This window comes from Massilia sp. IC2-278 (assembly GCF_020708045.1).
Classification (GTDB): Bacteria; Pseudomonadota; Gammaproteobacteria; order Burkholderiales; family Burkholderiaceae_D; genus Telluria.
Map to the genome: position 1 here is coordinate 251,068 of NZ_JAJFES010000006.1, position 14,083 is coordinate 265,150.

The 14,083-nt window shown below is 64.9% G+C and carries 13 protein-coding genes; 4 read left to right on the forward strand and 9 right to left on the reverse strand.

Features of this window, described 5'->3' with window-relative positions; translation table 11 throughout:
• Positions 1-157: 157 nt before the first annotated feature.
• Positions 158-2,941 carry a preprotein translocase subunit SecA gene (gene secA, locus LK540_RS14390; protein ID WP_307729181.1) on the reverse strand — a complete coding sequence of 928 codons (2,784 nt, stop codon included), beginning with the start codon at positions 2,939-2,941 and terminating at the stop codon, positions 158-160.
• A gap of 253 nt (positions 2,942-3,194) precedes the next feature.
• On the opposite strand from secA, the gene LK540_RS14395 reads away from it, so the two are divergent.
• Positions 3,195-3,701 carry a DciA family protein gene (locus LK540_RS14395; protein WP_374041364.1) on the forward strand — a complete coding sequence of 169 codons (507 nt, stop codon included), beginning with the start codon at positions 3,195-3,197 and terminating at the stop codon, positions 3,699-3,701.
• Between the two features lie 205 nt (positions 3,702-3,906).
• On the opposite strand, the gene lpxC is transcribed toward LK540_RS14395, so the two are convergent.
• From lpxC to LK540_RS14410, 3 genes are all read right to left on the reverse strand, one after another.
• Complete coding sequence (gene lpxC / locus LK540_RS14400; RefSeq protein ID WP_229437980.1) at positions 3,907-4,842, reverse strand: UDP-3-O-acyl-N-acetylglucosamine deacetylase; 936 nt, start codon at positions 4,840-4,842, stop codon at positions 3,907-3,909.
• Positions 4,843-4,937: 95 nt separating this feature from the next.
• A complete protein-coding gene (locus LK540_RS14405; RefSeq protein ID WP_229437981.1) occupies positions 4,938-5,819 on the reverse strand; it encodes a DMT family transporter in 882 nt (293 codons plus the stop codon).
• Positions 5,820-5,876: 57 nt separating this feature from the next.
• Complete coding sequence (locus LK540_RS14410; RefSeq protein ID WP_229437982.1) at positions 5,877-6,380, reverse strand: peroxiredoxin; 504 nt, start codon at positions 6,378-6,380, stop codon at positions 5,877-5,879.
• Positions 6,381-6,601: 221 nt separating this feature from the next.
• On the opposite strand from LK540_RS14410, the gene LK540_RS14415 reads away from it, so the two are divergent.
• The gene (locus LK540_RS14415; protein WP_229437983.1) at positions 6,602-7,051 is read left to right on the forward strand and encodes a carboxymuconolactone decarboxylase family protein; all 450 of its coding nucleotides are present in this window, start codon (positions 6,602-6,604) and stop codon (positions 7,049-7,051) included.
• Positions 7,052-7,070: 19 nt separating this feature from the next.
• Here LK540_RS14415 and LK540_RS14420 read toward each other — a convergent pair whose 3' ends face one another.
• Together LK540_RS14420 and LK540_RS14425 are read right to left on the reverse strand one after the other, a co-directional pair.
• Positions 7,071-7,832: a LytTR family DNA-binding domain-containing protein gene (locus LK540_RS14420; RefSeq protein ID WP_229437984.1), complete on the reverse strand. Its 762-nt coding sequence runs from the start codon at positions 7,830-7,832 to the stop codon at positions 7,071-7,073.
• Positions 7,829-8,953: a sensor histidine kinase gene (locus tag LK540_RS14425; protein WP_229437985.1), complete on the reverse strand. Its 1,125-nt coding sequence runs from the start codon at positions 8,951-8,953 to the stop codon at positions 7,829-7,831. Before LK540_RS14425 ends, LK540_RS14420 begins: the two co-directional genes overlap by 4 nt.
• Before the next feature lie 139 nt (positions 8,954-9,092).
• Between LK540_RS14425 and LK540_RS14430 the strand changes: the two genes are divergently transcribed.
• Both LK540_RS14430 and LK540_RS14435 read left to right on the forward strand, forming a co-directional pair.
• Positions 9,093-9,977 (forward strand): RNA polymerase sigma-70 factor, encoded by an 885-nt coding sequence (locus LK540_RS14430; protein WP_229437986.1) that lies wholly within the window; start codon positions 9,093-9,095, stop codon positions 9,975-9,977.
• Between the two features lie 83 nt (positions 9,978-10,060).
• Positions 10,061-10,525 (forward strand): carboxymuconolactone decarboxylase family protein, encoded by a 465-nt coding sequence (locus tag LK540_RS14435; protein ID WP_229437987.1) that lies wholly within the window; start codon positions 10,061-10,063, stop codon positions 10,523-10,525.
• Between the two features lie 100 nt (positions 10,526-10,625).
• Here the strand turns inward: LK540_RS14435 and ftsZ are convergent, their stop codons facing one another.
• The 3 genes from ftsZ to LK540_RS14450 all read right to left on the reverse strand — a co-directional run bounded on the left by ftsZ (position 10,626) and on the right by LK540_RS14450 (position 14,080).
• A complete protein-coding gene (ftsZ, locus tag LK540_RS14440) occupies positions 10,626-11,834 on the reverse strand; it encodes a cell division protein FtsZ (RefSeq protein ID WP_229437988.1) in 1,209 nt (402 codons plus the stop codon).
• 182 nt (positions 11,835-12,016) lie between these two features.
• Positions 12,017-13,249 (reverse strand): cell division protein FtsA, encoded by a 1,233-nt coding sequence (gene ftsA, locus LK540_RS14445; protein WP_229437989.1) that lies wholly within the window; start codon positions 13,247-13,249, stop codon positions 12,017-12,019.
• 12 nt (positions 13,250-13,261) lie between these two features.
• Positions 13,262-14,080 (reverse strand): cell division protein FtsQ/DivIB, encoded by an 819-nt coding sequence (locus LK540_RS14450; RefSeq protein WP_229437990.1) that lies wholly within the window; start codon positions 14,078-14,080, stop codon positions 13,262-13,264.
• Positions 14,081-14,083: the final 3 nt, after the last annotated feature.

The window sequence follows — 14,083 nt, forward strand, 5'->3', positions numbered from 1 at the left end:
CAATAAGCTCAGCGAGTGAATAATGCTGAGCATTGTAAGGACGTTTCCGGCGCACACTTTAGCGGCTTGAAAAAAACCCGCAGCGCATAAGCACGCGATAAGGCAGGCGAAAAAAACGGCCGGATCGCTCCAGCCGTTTTTTCTTTCGCGGTTCAGCTTACGCCAGCTTGCCGTGACACTGCTTGAACTTCTTGCCGCTGCCGCAAGGGCAAGGGTCGTTGCGGCCGACCTTCACGCCCATGTAGGTGCTGTGGTCTTCGGCGGCGACCGGCGCTTCCGAGGACGACACCGGGTTCGGCGCCAGCAGTTCTTCCGGCGCGGCCGACGGGTTGAAGTCGGCGTGCTGGAAGTTGATGTTTTCCAGGTGCGCCTGCTGGGCCGCCATGGCCGCTTCCGCCGCCTCGACTTCCTCGCGGCTCTGGATGCGCACGGTCATCACGGTGCGGATGACTTCGTTCTTGATCTGGTCCAGCATGCTGCCGAACAGCTCGAAGGCTTCGCGCTTGTATTCCTGCTTCGGGTTCTTCTGCGCATAGCCGCGCAGGTGGATGCCCTGGCGCAGGTGGTCCAGCGCGGCCAGGTGTTCGCGCCAGTGGGTGTCGACGCTTTGCAGCATGACGTTGCGCTCGAAGCCGCCGAACGATTCCTTGCCGACGATGCCGACCTTGCCGTTGTACGACTCGTCGGCCGCCGCCAGCACCTTTTCCAGGATGTCGTCGTCGTTCAGGTTCGGTTCGTCCTGCAGCATCTGCTGCAGCGGCACGTTCAGGCTCCACTCGGCCGCCAGCACGCTTTCCAGCGACTTGATGTCCCATTGCTCTTCGACCGATTCGGCCGGTACATGGGCGCGCACGACGTCGGTGAAGGTGCCGGTGCGCAGCGAGGCGATCAGTTCCGAGATGTCGGCCGCTTCCAGCAGTTCGTTACGCTGGGTGTAGATCACCTTGCGCTGGTCGTTGGCGACGTCGTCGTACTCCAGCAACTGCTTGCGGATGTCGAAGTTGCGGGCCTCGACCTTGCGCTGGGCGGTCTCGATGGAACGGGTGACGATGCCCGCCTCGATCGGCTCGCCTTCCGGCATTTTCAGGCGTTCCATGATGGCGCGCACGCGGTCGCCGGCGAAGATGCGCAGCAGCGTGTCGTCCAGGCACAGGTAGAAGCGCGAAGAACCCGGGTCGCCCTGGCGGCCCGAACGGCCGCGCAGCTGGTTGTCGACGCGGCGCGATTCGTGGCGTTCGGTGCCGATGATGTGCAGGCCGCCGGCGTTCACCACGTGGTCGTGCAGCGACTGCCATTCGTCGCGCAGCTTCTGGGCCTGGGCGGCCTTGTCGGCGTCGCTCAGCGAAGCATCGGCTTCGATGATCTGGATCTGCTTCTCGACGTTGCCGCCCAGGACGATGTCGGTACCGCGGCCGGCCATGTTGGTGGCGATGGTGATCATCTTCGGACGGCCGGCCTGGGCGATGATTTCCGCTTCACGGGCGTGCTGCTTGGCGTTCAGGACGTTGTGCGGCAGCTTGGCGCCGTTGAGGATGCCGGACAGGAGCTCCGAGTTCTCGATCGAGGTCGTGCCGACCAGGACCGGCTGGCCACGCTCGTAGCAGTCCTGGATGTCCATCAGCATCGCGTTGTACTTTTCCTGGGCCGACTTGTAGACCTGGTCCTGGCGGTCCTTGCGCTGGGACGGGCGGTTCGGCGGAATGACCACGGTTTCGAGACCGTAGATTTCCTGGAATTCGTAGGCTTCCGTGTCGGCGGTACCCGTCATGCCGGACAGCTTGGTGTACATGCGGAAGTAGTTCTGGAAGGTGATCGAGGCCAGGGTCTGGTTCTCGTTCTGGATGCGCACGCCTTCCTTGGCTTCCACGGCCTGGTGCAGGCCGTCGGACCAGCGGCGGCCCGTCATCAGGCGGCCGGTGAATTCGTCGACGATGGTGACTTCGCCGTTCTGCACCACGTAGTGCTGGTCCTTGTGGTACAGGACGTGGGCGCGCAGCGCCGCGTACAGGTGGTGGATCAGGGTGATGTTGGCGGCGTCGTACAGCGAGGCGCCTTCCGGCAGCAGGCCCATCTGGGTGAGGATGGCCTCGGCCTTTTCGTGGCCGGTTTCGGTCAGCAGCACGGTGTGCGCTTTTTCGTCCTTGGTGTAGTCGCCCGGGACTTCGATCTTGCCCTTGCCGTCAGGCGTTTCCTCGCCGATCTGCAGGGTCAGTTGCGGCGGCACTTCGTTGATGCGGTGGTACAGGTCGGTGTGGTTCTCGGCCTGGCCGGAGATGATCAAAGGCGTACGCGCTTCGTCGATCAGGATCGAGTCGACCTCGTCGACCACGGCGAAGTTCAGGCTGCGCTGCACGCGTTCGCGCGCATCGTAGACCATGTTGTCGCGCAGGTAGTCGAAACCGAATTCGTTGTTGGTGCCGTAGGTGATGTCCGAGCCGTAGGCCTGCTGCTTGGCGTCGTGCGGCATCTGCGACAGGTTCACGCCGGTGGTCAGGCCCAGCCAGCTGTACAGGCGGCCCATCGACTCGGCGTCGCGCTGGGCCAGGTAATCGTTGACGGTAATGACGTGCACGCCCTTGCCCGACAGCCCGTTCAGGTAGACCGGCAGGGTTGCCATCAGGGTCTTGCCTTCACCGGTGCCCATCTCGGCAATCTTGCCTTCGTGGATGACCATGCCGCCGATCAGCTGCACGTCGAAGTGACGCATCTTCAGCACGCGCTTCGCGGCTTCGCGGCAGACGGCAAATGCTTCGGGAAGGATGTCGTCGAGCGTGGCGCCGCCGGCGATGCGGGATTTGAATTCCGGGGTCTTTGCCTGAAGCTCGGTGTCCGACAGCTTTTCCATCTGCGGCTCGAGCGCGTTGATCTGACGCACGGTTTTTTGATACTGCTTGATCAGCCGCTGGTTGCGGCTGCCGAAAATCTGGGTCAGGAATGACATGCTAAGTTTCTTATAAAGACGCCGCGAAAAGAGCCAGGGATGATATCAAAAAGATACCCATCGAAGACCGCCCAAGGCAAAAAGCGACTGATTTTATCATGCGATGCGGCCACACTTGGGGCTTATAGGCCAGATAACAAGTGTGGTTCCAGAAAGAATGTTATCAAATTGCATCGCTTCGCACATGTCTGGTAGCCTGTCGTGCGTCCTGCGCTGCGCCCGGCGTGCGTTGCGCCATGCGCTGTGGTATGTTGTGGCCTTATCGACCTCCCTGAGTTCCACCAGCCTGATGCATATCTACGGCACCCGCAACAACCCGACTTCCTTCGAAGCGACCGACTTCCTGCGTTCCAACGAGCGCATGGCGCGGCTGCTGCCGGCCGCCATGCGCATGGCCGACCTGCAGCGCGACGTCGGCGCAGCCCTGCCCGCGATGGCCGGCAATTGCGACGTGCTGTCGTTCCAGGAGGGGGTATTGGTGCTCGCCGTGCCGAGCTCGGCGGTGGCGGCAAGGCTGAAGCAGGGATTGCCCAAGCTGCAGTCCAGCCTGCTGGCGCGCGGCTGGCAGGTCAATTCGCTGCGCCTGAAGGTGCAGGTGATGCGCGCCATGCCGGAACAGGTGCAGATGCGCACGCTGGCGTTGCCGGAGCGGGCCGTCGCGGCCTTCGAGGAACTGGGGGATGCGCTGCCGGATACGCCGCAGAATGCGGCGCTGGTGGCGGCGGTGAAGCGGCTGGCGGAGAAGCGGCGCAAGGGTTGATGCGGGCGGCGGCTGGATTGCTGCCGCTGGACGTTGACTTTCGTAGGGTGGACACCTGTGTCCACGCTGTCTCACCGTTCGCGTCCCCGCAAACGCTGCACAGCATCGCCAACGTTACCGGATTTGAACGAACGTTGCGGTATGCATGGGTACGACCGCGTGGACACGGGTGTCCACCCTACGCCCTCCCCCGCGCCGCGAGCAATCAGGTCAGCGCCCACTCCTCGCGCATCTGGCGCACGTACGACGGCGGTGCGCTGTCGACGGCGTCGAAACTCACGATCTCATACGCATCCGGCCGCGCCAGCAATGCGCGCAGCAGCTCGTTGTTGAGCGCATGGCCCGATTTGTGCGCCTCGTACGCGGCCAGCAGCGGATGCCCGACCAGGTACAAGTCGCCGATCGCATCGAGGATCTTGTGGCGCACGAATTCGTCGTCGTAGCGCAGGCCGTCGGCGTTCAGGATACGGTACTCGTCCATCACGATCGCGTTTTCCAGCGAGCCGCCACGTGCCAGGCCCATGCCGCGCAGGCTTTCCACGTCCTGCATGAAGCCGAAGGTGCGGGCACGCGCCACGTCGTGCACGTAGGACACCTGGGCGAAGTCGACCGAGGCGTTCTGCATGGTGCCGTCCACCGCCGGGTGGTTGAACTCGATGAAGAAGTCGAGCTTGTAGCCGTCGTGCGGCTTCAGGCGCGCCCACTTCTCGTTGTTGCCGGAACCCTGGCGCACTTCGACTTCCTTCAGCACGCGGATGAATTTCTTCGGCGCCAGCTGGTCTTCCACGCCGGCCTGCTGCAGCAGGAACACGAACGAGGAGGCCGAGCCGTCCATGATCGGAATCTCTTCAGCCGTCACCTCGATGTAGAGGTTGTCGATGCCCAGGCCGGCGCAGGCCGACATCAAATGTTCGACGGTGGAGACGCGCGCCGAGTCCTTGATCAGCACCGAGGCCATGCGCGTGTCGCCGACCACGTCGGCGCTGGACGGGAATTCGACCACCGGGTCGAGGTCGACGCGGCGGAACACGATGCCGGTGTCCGGCGCGGCCGGACGCAGCGTCAGCTCGACCTTGCGGCCGGAATGCAGCCCGACACCAGTCGTGCGCACCAGTTGTTTGATGGTTCGTTGTTTGAGCATGGGTCGATTATATCTGCGCTTTTCAAAGCCTGCCGAAGCCGGCTATTGCAATATAGAAACATCAACAAGGAAGCGATGCGCCCGTACCACATGCCTCAGGGGTGCTCGGATTCCGCATGGCTTTTTTCGTGCCGGATCAGGTACAGGCCGCTGCCGATGATGATCGCCGCGCCAATCAGCGTGTACTCGTCAGGCAGGGTTTGCCACAGCATCCAGTCGATCGCCACGCCCCAGGCCAGGGCCGAGTATTCGAAAGGCGCCACCACCGAGCCCTCGCCATGGCTGAAGGCCTCGGTGATCGCCAGCTGGCCGAAGAAGCCGCTCACCGCCAGGCCGCACAGCAGCAGGATGTGGCCGGGGTCGATGCTAACCCACTCCGGCGCGGCCAAGGCGGTGGCGCCGATCGACATCAGCAGCATCAGCCAGAACATCATTTGGCGCGTGCTGTCGGTGCGCGCCAGGATGCGCGCGGCGATCGCGGAAATGGCGTAGCACACGGCCGAGCCCAGGATGGCCAGGCCGCCCAGCGTCAGGAAGCCGCCGCCTTCCGGGCGCAATACGACCAGCACGCCGGCCAGTCCGACGACGATGGCGATCCAGCGCGCCAGGTTGACCCGCTCCTTCAGGAAGAACACCGCCATTGCCGTGATCAGGGCCGGCGCGATAAAGAAGATGGAATAGGCCTCGGCCAGGCTGAGGCGCTTCAGGCCATACGCGAACAGCGCCAGCATGCCGATGCCGAGCACGCCGCGCAGGACGTGCAGCGAAAAACGCGCGCGCATCATGCTGGCGAAGCCGCCGCGCCAGGCGACGTACAGCACCACCAGCGGCAGCGAGGACAGCGAGCGCAGGGCCGCAACCTGCATCGCCGGATAATGGGCGGCGAGCAGTTTCATTGCCGTGTCCATCAGCGAGAACATGAAGACGGCGATCAGCATCGCGTAGATGCTGCGCAGGTTGCCGGAGACTTTACTCATACATCACTTGGAATAAAAAACGGCGCCGCAGCGCCGTCGGGTGCGAAATGAAAGCGATCAGCCCAGTTGCGCCAGCAGCGCTTCGGCCTTCGAGACCTCGAAGCCGCCCTGCTCCACGTTCAGCTGCTTGACCACGCCGTCGACCACCAGCATCGAGTAGCGCTGCGAGCGGGTGCCCATGCCATGCTTCGAGAAGTCGGCGTCCAGGCCCAGGGCCTTGGTGAAGGCGGCGTTACCGTCGGCCATCATGCGCACGGTGCCGCCGGCCTTCTGGTCGCGGCCCCAGGCGCCCATGACAAAGGCGTCGTTCACCGAGATGCACCAGATTTCGTCCACGCCCTTGGCCTTGAAGGCCTCGGCATTCTGCACGAAGCCCGGCACGTGCTGGGCCGAGCAGGTTGGCGTGAATGCGCCCGGCAGGCCGAAGATGGCGACGGTCTTGCCCTTGACCAGGTCGGCGACCTGGAAGGTGTTCGGGCCCAGGGTGCAGCCTGCGGTCTCGGTTTCGACGAATTCGGCCAGGGTGCCTTCCGGCAGGCGCTCGCCAATCTGGATAGTCATGGTGTGCTCTTTCAGTGTTGTTGTCAGAATCCCGGCAGTATGCACTATCCCCACCTTTCCTGCACTGTCCCGCCGGCCGCCTCCTGCGCCGCCAACGCGGTTGCGCATGCCGGATCGCCCTCGGTATTTGTCACAGAAACGCCATGCGGCACGTCTTGTGAAAAGCGGCGGGCAAGTCTTGCCAGCCGCACGGCCAATCACTCACGAAGGGAATACGAACAATGAATCGCGCAAACTGGTTTCAAGTCTCGCAGGAAGGCGCCAAGGCGCTGGGAGTGCTCCATCATTACGCGACGACGGGCACGGGCCTGGAGCCCGGCCTTGTTCACCTCGTCTTTCTCAGGGTCTCTCAATTAAATGGTTGCGCACACTGTATCGATGTCCATACCCGCGATCTCATCAAACACGGAATGTCCGTCGACAAGATCGTATTGGTACCGGTATGGGACGAGGTCGCCTATTTATTTCCAGACCGGGAACGGGCGGCCCTCGCGTGGACGGAAGAGGTAACACGGGTGAGCGAAACCCATGCGTCGGACGAGGCATACTCGGCGGCCTTGACCGCGTTTGGAGAAAAGGCCCTGGTGGAACTGACGATCGTGATCGCCGCCATGAACGCGATCAATCGCATGGGTATCAGTTTCCGATTGAAACCACGTGCCAGGGCTTAGAAAAATGCGTGGACAGTACCTACATCGCCGCGAACAGGGGCACGTAGGCGCGGCTCACCGCCAGCTCGGTCTCGATGCCGCGCATGCGCAGGAACAGGCGGCTCGTTTCGTCGCGCCGGGTCCCGGCCAGGTGGGCCAGGTTGACGATGGTGGCGCGGTGCACCTGGCGGAATTCCTCGGGGTCGAGGCGCGCCGCGAGTTCCGCGATCGGCGTGCGGATCAGGTATTCGTCACGCGCGGTGCGCACCACCGTGTACTTGTCGTCGGCCTGGAAGAACAGGACGTCGCCGACTGCGATGTTGTGGACGCTGCCGCCCTTGCCCGCGCGCAGATAGCGCAGGCGTTCGCCTTCCGGCTGTCCCATCAGGCGGCGCAGCGTTGCGGCCAGGCTTGCGTCGTCCGGCGGCGGCGCGACCAGGGCTGCCTGCACGCGTTCGATCGTGCGCTGCAGGCGCTCGCTGCGCAGGGGCTTGAGCAGATAGTCGAGCGCCGCGTGCTCGAAGGCCTGCACCGCGTATTCGTCGTAGGCGGTCACGAAAATGGCGCGCGTGCGGCCTTCGATGCCCTGCGCCACTTCAAGCCCGGACAGGCCCGGCATGCGGATGTCGAGGAAGGCGAGATCGGGATCGTGCTCGGCGATGAGGCGCGCAGCGTCGATGCCGTTGCTGGCCACGGCCACGATCTCGAGCGCCGGCCAGAGCTTGCCGAGCTGCCCCTTCAGGTGCTCGGCGAGATGGGGTTCGTCGTCGGCGAGGATGGCACGATGCGGGACGTGGTTCATGGCGTGGCTCGATAAGGAAGTTCGATGGTGGCGTCGGTGCCCGCGGCGTGCAGCAGGGTCAGGCTGGCGCGCTCGCCGTAGCGGTGCCGCAGGCGCGCGCGGATGTTCGCCAGCGCCATGCCGGCGCCTTGTACAGCGGACGGCGCGCCGCCCCCGAGGCCGTCGTCGAGCACGCGGATGCGCAGGCGGCCATCGTCGACGGCGGCCACGATGCGCACTTCGCCGCCTTCGACCTTCGGCTCGAGGCCATGGCGGATCGCATTCTCCACCAGCGGCTGCAGCAGCAGCGGAGGCAGCAGCGCGGCGCGCGCATCCTGCCCCGCGTCGACCGCGAAACGCAGGCGCGGCCCCATGCGGATCTGCAGCAGGCGCAGGTAGTTCGCCGCCATGTCGAGTTCGGCGCCGAGCGTGGTTTCCTGGACCCGCAGCTGGCCCATGCCGGCGCGCAGGTGGTCGGAGAAGGCTTCGAGCATGGCGCGGGCGCGCGGCGGATCGGCCTCAAACAGGCTTTCGATGTTGGCCAGCGTGTTGAACAGGAAGTGGGGTTCGATCTGGGCCTGCAGCAGGCGCAGCTGGGCCTCGGCGGCCTGGGCCTGCATTGCCTGGCGTTGCAGGCGCCCGCGCCAGAAGAGGCCGGCCACGATGGCGAAAAAAGGCAGGAGCTGCAGCACGCGCAGCTGGCGCCGCAGCGTCGACGAGGCGAAGAACTCGGTAACCGGAAAGACCAGCGCCAGCAGCGCGCTGCCGAGCAGGTTGCCGAGCATCAGGCCGGCCAGCAGGAGCAGGCTGACGCATGCCGCCGCGCGCCAGTCGCGCACCGGCGACAGCCGCATCAGCATCGCTTCCGGCAGCACCCCTTCGGCCAGGCGCAGCACGGCCAGCATGCTCCAGGCGATTGCCAGGAACAGCAGCAGCATGCCAGACAGCAGGCGCTGCAGGAAGCCGGCGTCGGGCACGTTCATGGTGATCACGCCGGCCAGGCCGAGCAGGCAGAGCGCCGCCCAGGCCAGCAGCGCCAGCGCGGCGGCGATGAGGACGTCCGCCCACAGGTCGGCGGCGCGGCGCTTGCGCAGGGTCCAGAATACGCGCCAGGCCTGCGCGAGTGTAGACGAAAGGATCATCTTTCTAGTCTACAACACAGGCGCACCGCTGCTGCAAGACAGGCGACGGATCGACAGCCGGGCCGACGAACGGCAAGCTGTCACAAACGCGCTGCACCGGCCGTCTTGCATGGATCGTCAACCCCATCGAGAATGCAGCATGACCCTCCCCTCTTCTCTTGCGCCGGCCGACAGTTTCGATGCCGTGCGTCCACGCCTGTTCGCCATCGCCTACCGCATGCTCGGCACGCGCGCCGATGCCGAGGACGTGGTGCAGGATGCCTGGCTGCGCTGGAACGGCAGCGAGCGTGCGAACGTCGCCACACCCGAGGCCTGGCTGGTGACCGTAACGACTCGCCTGGCCATCGACCGCCTGCGCAGCCGCAAGCTGGAACGCGAAGCCTACGTCGGCTGGTGGCTGCCCGAGCCGCTCATCGAGGATGCACACACGCCGGAAGCGGCGGCCGAACTGGCCAGCGACGTGTCGGTGGCCTTCCTGTGGGTGCTGGAACGCCTGGCGCCCGAGGAGCGCGCCGCTTTCCTCCTGCGCCAGGTGTTCGATCAGGATTACCCGGACATCGCCGCCATGCTCGGCAAGTCGGAAGCGGCCTGCCGCCAGCTGGTGCACCGGGCCCAGGCGCGCGTAAAGCAGGAACAGCCGCGCTTCGACGTGCCGCAGGAGGCCCACCGCGCACTGCTGGCGCGCTTCATGCAGGCGGCCGGCGCGGGCGACCGCACGGCGATGAAGGCGCTGCTGGCCGACGACGTGCAGCTGGTGTCCGATGGCGGCGGCAAGGTCAAGTCCTTCCTGCGCGTGCTGGAAGGGGCCGGGCGCGTGGCCGGGGTCTACTGGTCGGTCGAGCATGCCTTCCCGGGACGCGTGGCCTACCGCGAGGCGCTGGTGAATGGCGAGCCGGGGCTGCTGCGCTATGTGGATGGGCGGATCGAGTCGGCGCAGTCCTTCATCGTGGACGCCGGGCGCATCGTGGCCGCCTTCGTGATCCGCAATCCGGACAAGCTGGCGGGAGCGCCGCAGACGATTTAGGCTGTCACAAACGGCAGCGCCGGGCCGTCTTGGGGAGAAGGAGCGCGCACGGTGCGCCTCCCTTTCCTGAAAGGACCCATGCCATGTCTCACGCTGCACGCATCGATTTCTACAAGCTGGCCCATCCGAACCTGCAGGCGATGATTGCGCTGTCGGCCAGCGTAAAAAAGAGTTCGCTCGGCCCGCGCCTGGTGGAGCTGGTCAACTTGCGGGTCTCGCAGATCAACGGCTGCGGGGTCTGCATCGACATGCACTGGCGCGACCTCGTCAAGCAGGAGGCCGATCCGCGCCACCTGAACGCGATCGCCGGCTGGCGCGAGGCGCCGTTCTTCAGCGCACGCGAACGGGCGGCGCTGCGCTGGGCGGAAGCGGTGAATGCGATTCCGGGGTCGGCACCGACAGACGAGGATTTTGCGGAACTGCGTGCGCAGTTCAGCGATAACGAGATCGCGGAACTGGGCTATGCGATCGCGGTGATCCGGGGTTGGAATATGCTGAATGTCAGTTTGCGCAATCCGATTCCCGAAGTGCCGGCACCGGGGTTTTAAGCGTGTAGATGGACGGCAAAGCCGTCCACCCTATAAAAAAACGGGACCGGAGCGCAAGCCCCGGTCCCGTTTTTGGGTACGACCCCGATCGTTTAGCCGATCAGTCGGCCTGCTTGCGCAGGAAAGCCGGAATGTCGTAGGTCTCGACGCCGTTGCGCTGCATCGCCTGCACCTGTTCCGATGCCTGCTCGCGGCGCCACACGGCCGGCTGCTTCATGCCGTCGTTGCCGCCGAGGTTGCCGGCGTGGCCAGCGTGGCCGGTGTTCAGGCCTGCCGGCAGGGTGCCAGCGCCCATCATCGGGGTGTTGTAGGTGCCGGTGCGCAGGACTTGCTGCGGCTGCTGGACCAGCTGCATCTTCTGCGCCTTGCCCAGGCCGGTCGCGACCACGGTCACGCGGATCTCGTCGCCCATCGCGTCGTCGTAGGCGATGCCTTGCGCGATCGATGCGTCGGGAGCGGCAAAGGCGCGCACGGCGGCCATGACTTCCTTGATTTCCTTACCCTTCAGGCCACGCGATGCGGTCACGTTGACCAGCACGCCCTTGGCGCCGGACAGGTCGATACCGTCGAGCAGCGGCGAAGCCACGGCCTGTTCGGCGGCGATGCGCGCGCGGTCCACGCCGGCGGCGGTGGCGGTGCCCATCATGGCCTTGCCCTGCTCGCTCATGATGGTCTTCACGTCGTTGAAGTCGACGTTGATGTGGCCCGGCACGTTGATGATCTCGGCGATACCGGCGACTGCGTTGTTCAGCACGTCGTCGGCATGCTTCATCCATTCCAGCATGGATTCGTCTTCGTAGATGTCTTCCAGCTTTTCGTTGAGGATGATGATCAGCGAGTCGACGTGCTTCGACAGTTCCTCGAGGCCGGCTTCGGCGACGTCCATGCACTTCTTGCCTTCGTACGAGAACGGCTTGGAGACCACGGCGACGGTCAGGGCGCCCATGGTCTTCGCGACTTCGGCCACGATCGGTGCGGCGCCGGTGCCGGTGCCGCCGCCCATGCCGGCGGCGATGAAGACCATGTGCGCGCCGCGCAGCGAATCCTCGATGCGCGAGCGGGTCTGCTCGGCCAGCTGGCGGCCGATTTCCGGACGCATGCCGGCGCCCAGGCCGGACTCGCCGATCTGGATGATGTTGTTCGCGCTCGATGCCGCAAGTGCCTGGGCATCGGTGTTCGCGGCGATGAACTCGACGCCCGAGACGCCTTTGTTGATCATGTGCTGCACCGCGTTGCCGCCTGCACCACCCACGCCGACGACCTTGATCACCGTTCCCAGTGCTGCGTTATCGACCATATCGAACTCCATGATGTGACTCCTCATCTTCAAATTGCAGCACCCAAGCGCCAAACCTCACAAGGTTATCAGGACTGGCCCATGGATACTGCTATGTATTGTAAAAATATGTGTGTTTGTATCGAATCAAAGACGCTTGTTGAGGCCGCCCATTGCTGCTCAGAAATCTACTTTGTAAACCGTTACAACTGCATTCAGAAATTCCCCAGGAACCATTCCTTCATGCGCTGCCAGACCGCCTTCACCGAACCATCCTGGCGCGTCACGATATGGCCTCGCAGGTACTGCTTTTTCGCTTCCAACAGCAATCCCAAAACGGTCGCGTAGCGCGGGCTGCGCACCACGTCGGCCAGCTGGCCGCGGTAGTCCGGCGTGCCGAGGCGGGTCGGCTTCAGGAACATGTCCTCGGCCATCTCGATCATCCCCGGCATCATCGCGGTGCCGCCGGTGAGCACGATGCCCGACGAGAGCACGCCCTCGTAGCCGGACTCGCGCACCACCTGGTGCACCATCGCGAACAGTTCTTCCACGCGCGGCTCGATCACGGCCGCCAGCGCCTGGCGCGAGAGCGCGCGCGGACCGCGGTCGCCCAGGCCCGGCACTTCCAGGGTCTCGCCCGGATCGGCCAGCACCTGCTTGGCCACGCCGTAGCGCAGCTTGATTTCCTCGGCTTCGCCGGTCGGCGTGCGCAGCGCCATCGCGATGTCGCTGGTGATCTGGTCGCCGGCGATCGGGATCACGGCGGTGTGGCGGATCGCGCCGTCGGAAAAGACCGCGATGTCGGTGGTGCCGCCGCCGATGTCGATCAGGACCACGCCGAGTTCCTTCTCGTCGCCCGTCAGCACGGCGTCGGCCGAAGCCATCGGCTGCAGGATCAGGTCCGACACTTCCAGGCCGCAGCGGCGCACGCACTTGACGATGTTCTGCACTGCCGACACCGCGCCGGTGACGATATGCACGCGCACTTCCAGGCGGATGCCGCTCATGCCGATCGGCTCGCGCACGTCTTCCTGGTTGTCGACGATGAACTCCTGCGGCACCGTGTGCAGCAGCTGCTGGTCGGTCGGGATGTTGACCGCCTTGGCGGTCTCGATCACGCGCGCGACGTCGGTGGCGGTGACTTCCTTGTCCTTGATCGCGACCATGCCGCTCGAGTTGAACGAGCGGATATGGCTGCCCGCGATGCCGGCGTAGACATTGCGGATCTTGCAGTCGGCCATCAGCTCGGCTTCCTCGAGCGCGCGCTGGATCGATTCGACGGTGGCCTCGATGTTGACCACGACGCCCTTCTTCAATCCCTTCGACTCGTGCTGACCGAGGCCGATGACCTCGTGGCGTCCGTCGGACATCACCTCGGCCACGACGGCCACCACCTTCGAGGTGCCGATGTCGAGGCCGACGATCAGGTTTTTCGCGTCTTTTGTCATTGCTCGCCTGCTTTAGATATGCTTGGTTGTTTTGTTGGTTGTTTTTTTCTTCACCGTCGGCTTCACCGGCTTCGTTGCATCCGCAGGCACGGTAAGTGCCGCCGACGACAAGGCCAGGCCGTTCGGGTAACGCATGTCGATCGTGTCGATCCGGCCTTCCTGCAGCCGGGCGACCAGCTGCGGGTAGACCCCGACCAGGCGCGACACGCGCGCCTTGACGGAATTCTTGTCCTGCTCGCGGCCGAGCTCCACGCTCATGCCGTTGTCCAGCTTCACGGTCCAGGCATAGCGCGAGGACAGCGCGAGTTCCTGCGGCACCAGCTTCACCGGCGCGAACCAGGCGCGCAGTTCGGCAAAGCGCGCCAGCACTTCCTTCTCGCTACCGGCCGGACCGCTGAACGCCGGCAGCTCGTGGTCGTCGTCGGCCTCGGCCAGGTTGGCGGTGAAGACGTCGCCTTTCACCGACAGCAGCCGCCCTTCGCCCCAGGTGCCGAGGGCCTCGTGTTCCTCGACCTCGACGATCAGTTGGTTCGGCCACTCGCGCCGCACGGTGGCGCGCCGCACCCAGGGCACGGCCTCGAAGGTCGTGCGCACCTGGTCCAGGTCCGTGGTGAAGAAATTCCCGCGAATCTTGCCCAATACGCTGTTCCGCACCGTGAGCTCGTTCACGTGGCGCAGGCCGATGCCGTACAGGCTCTCGATCTTCACCGCGCGCAGCGTGAACATCGGCCGCTGGCTCAGCCACCACACGCCACTTGCCACACCGGCGAGCAGCGTCGCCGCCAGCAGCGTGCTGGCGGTGGCGTTCAGGGCGCGTACGTCATGCCACATCTT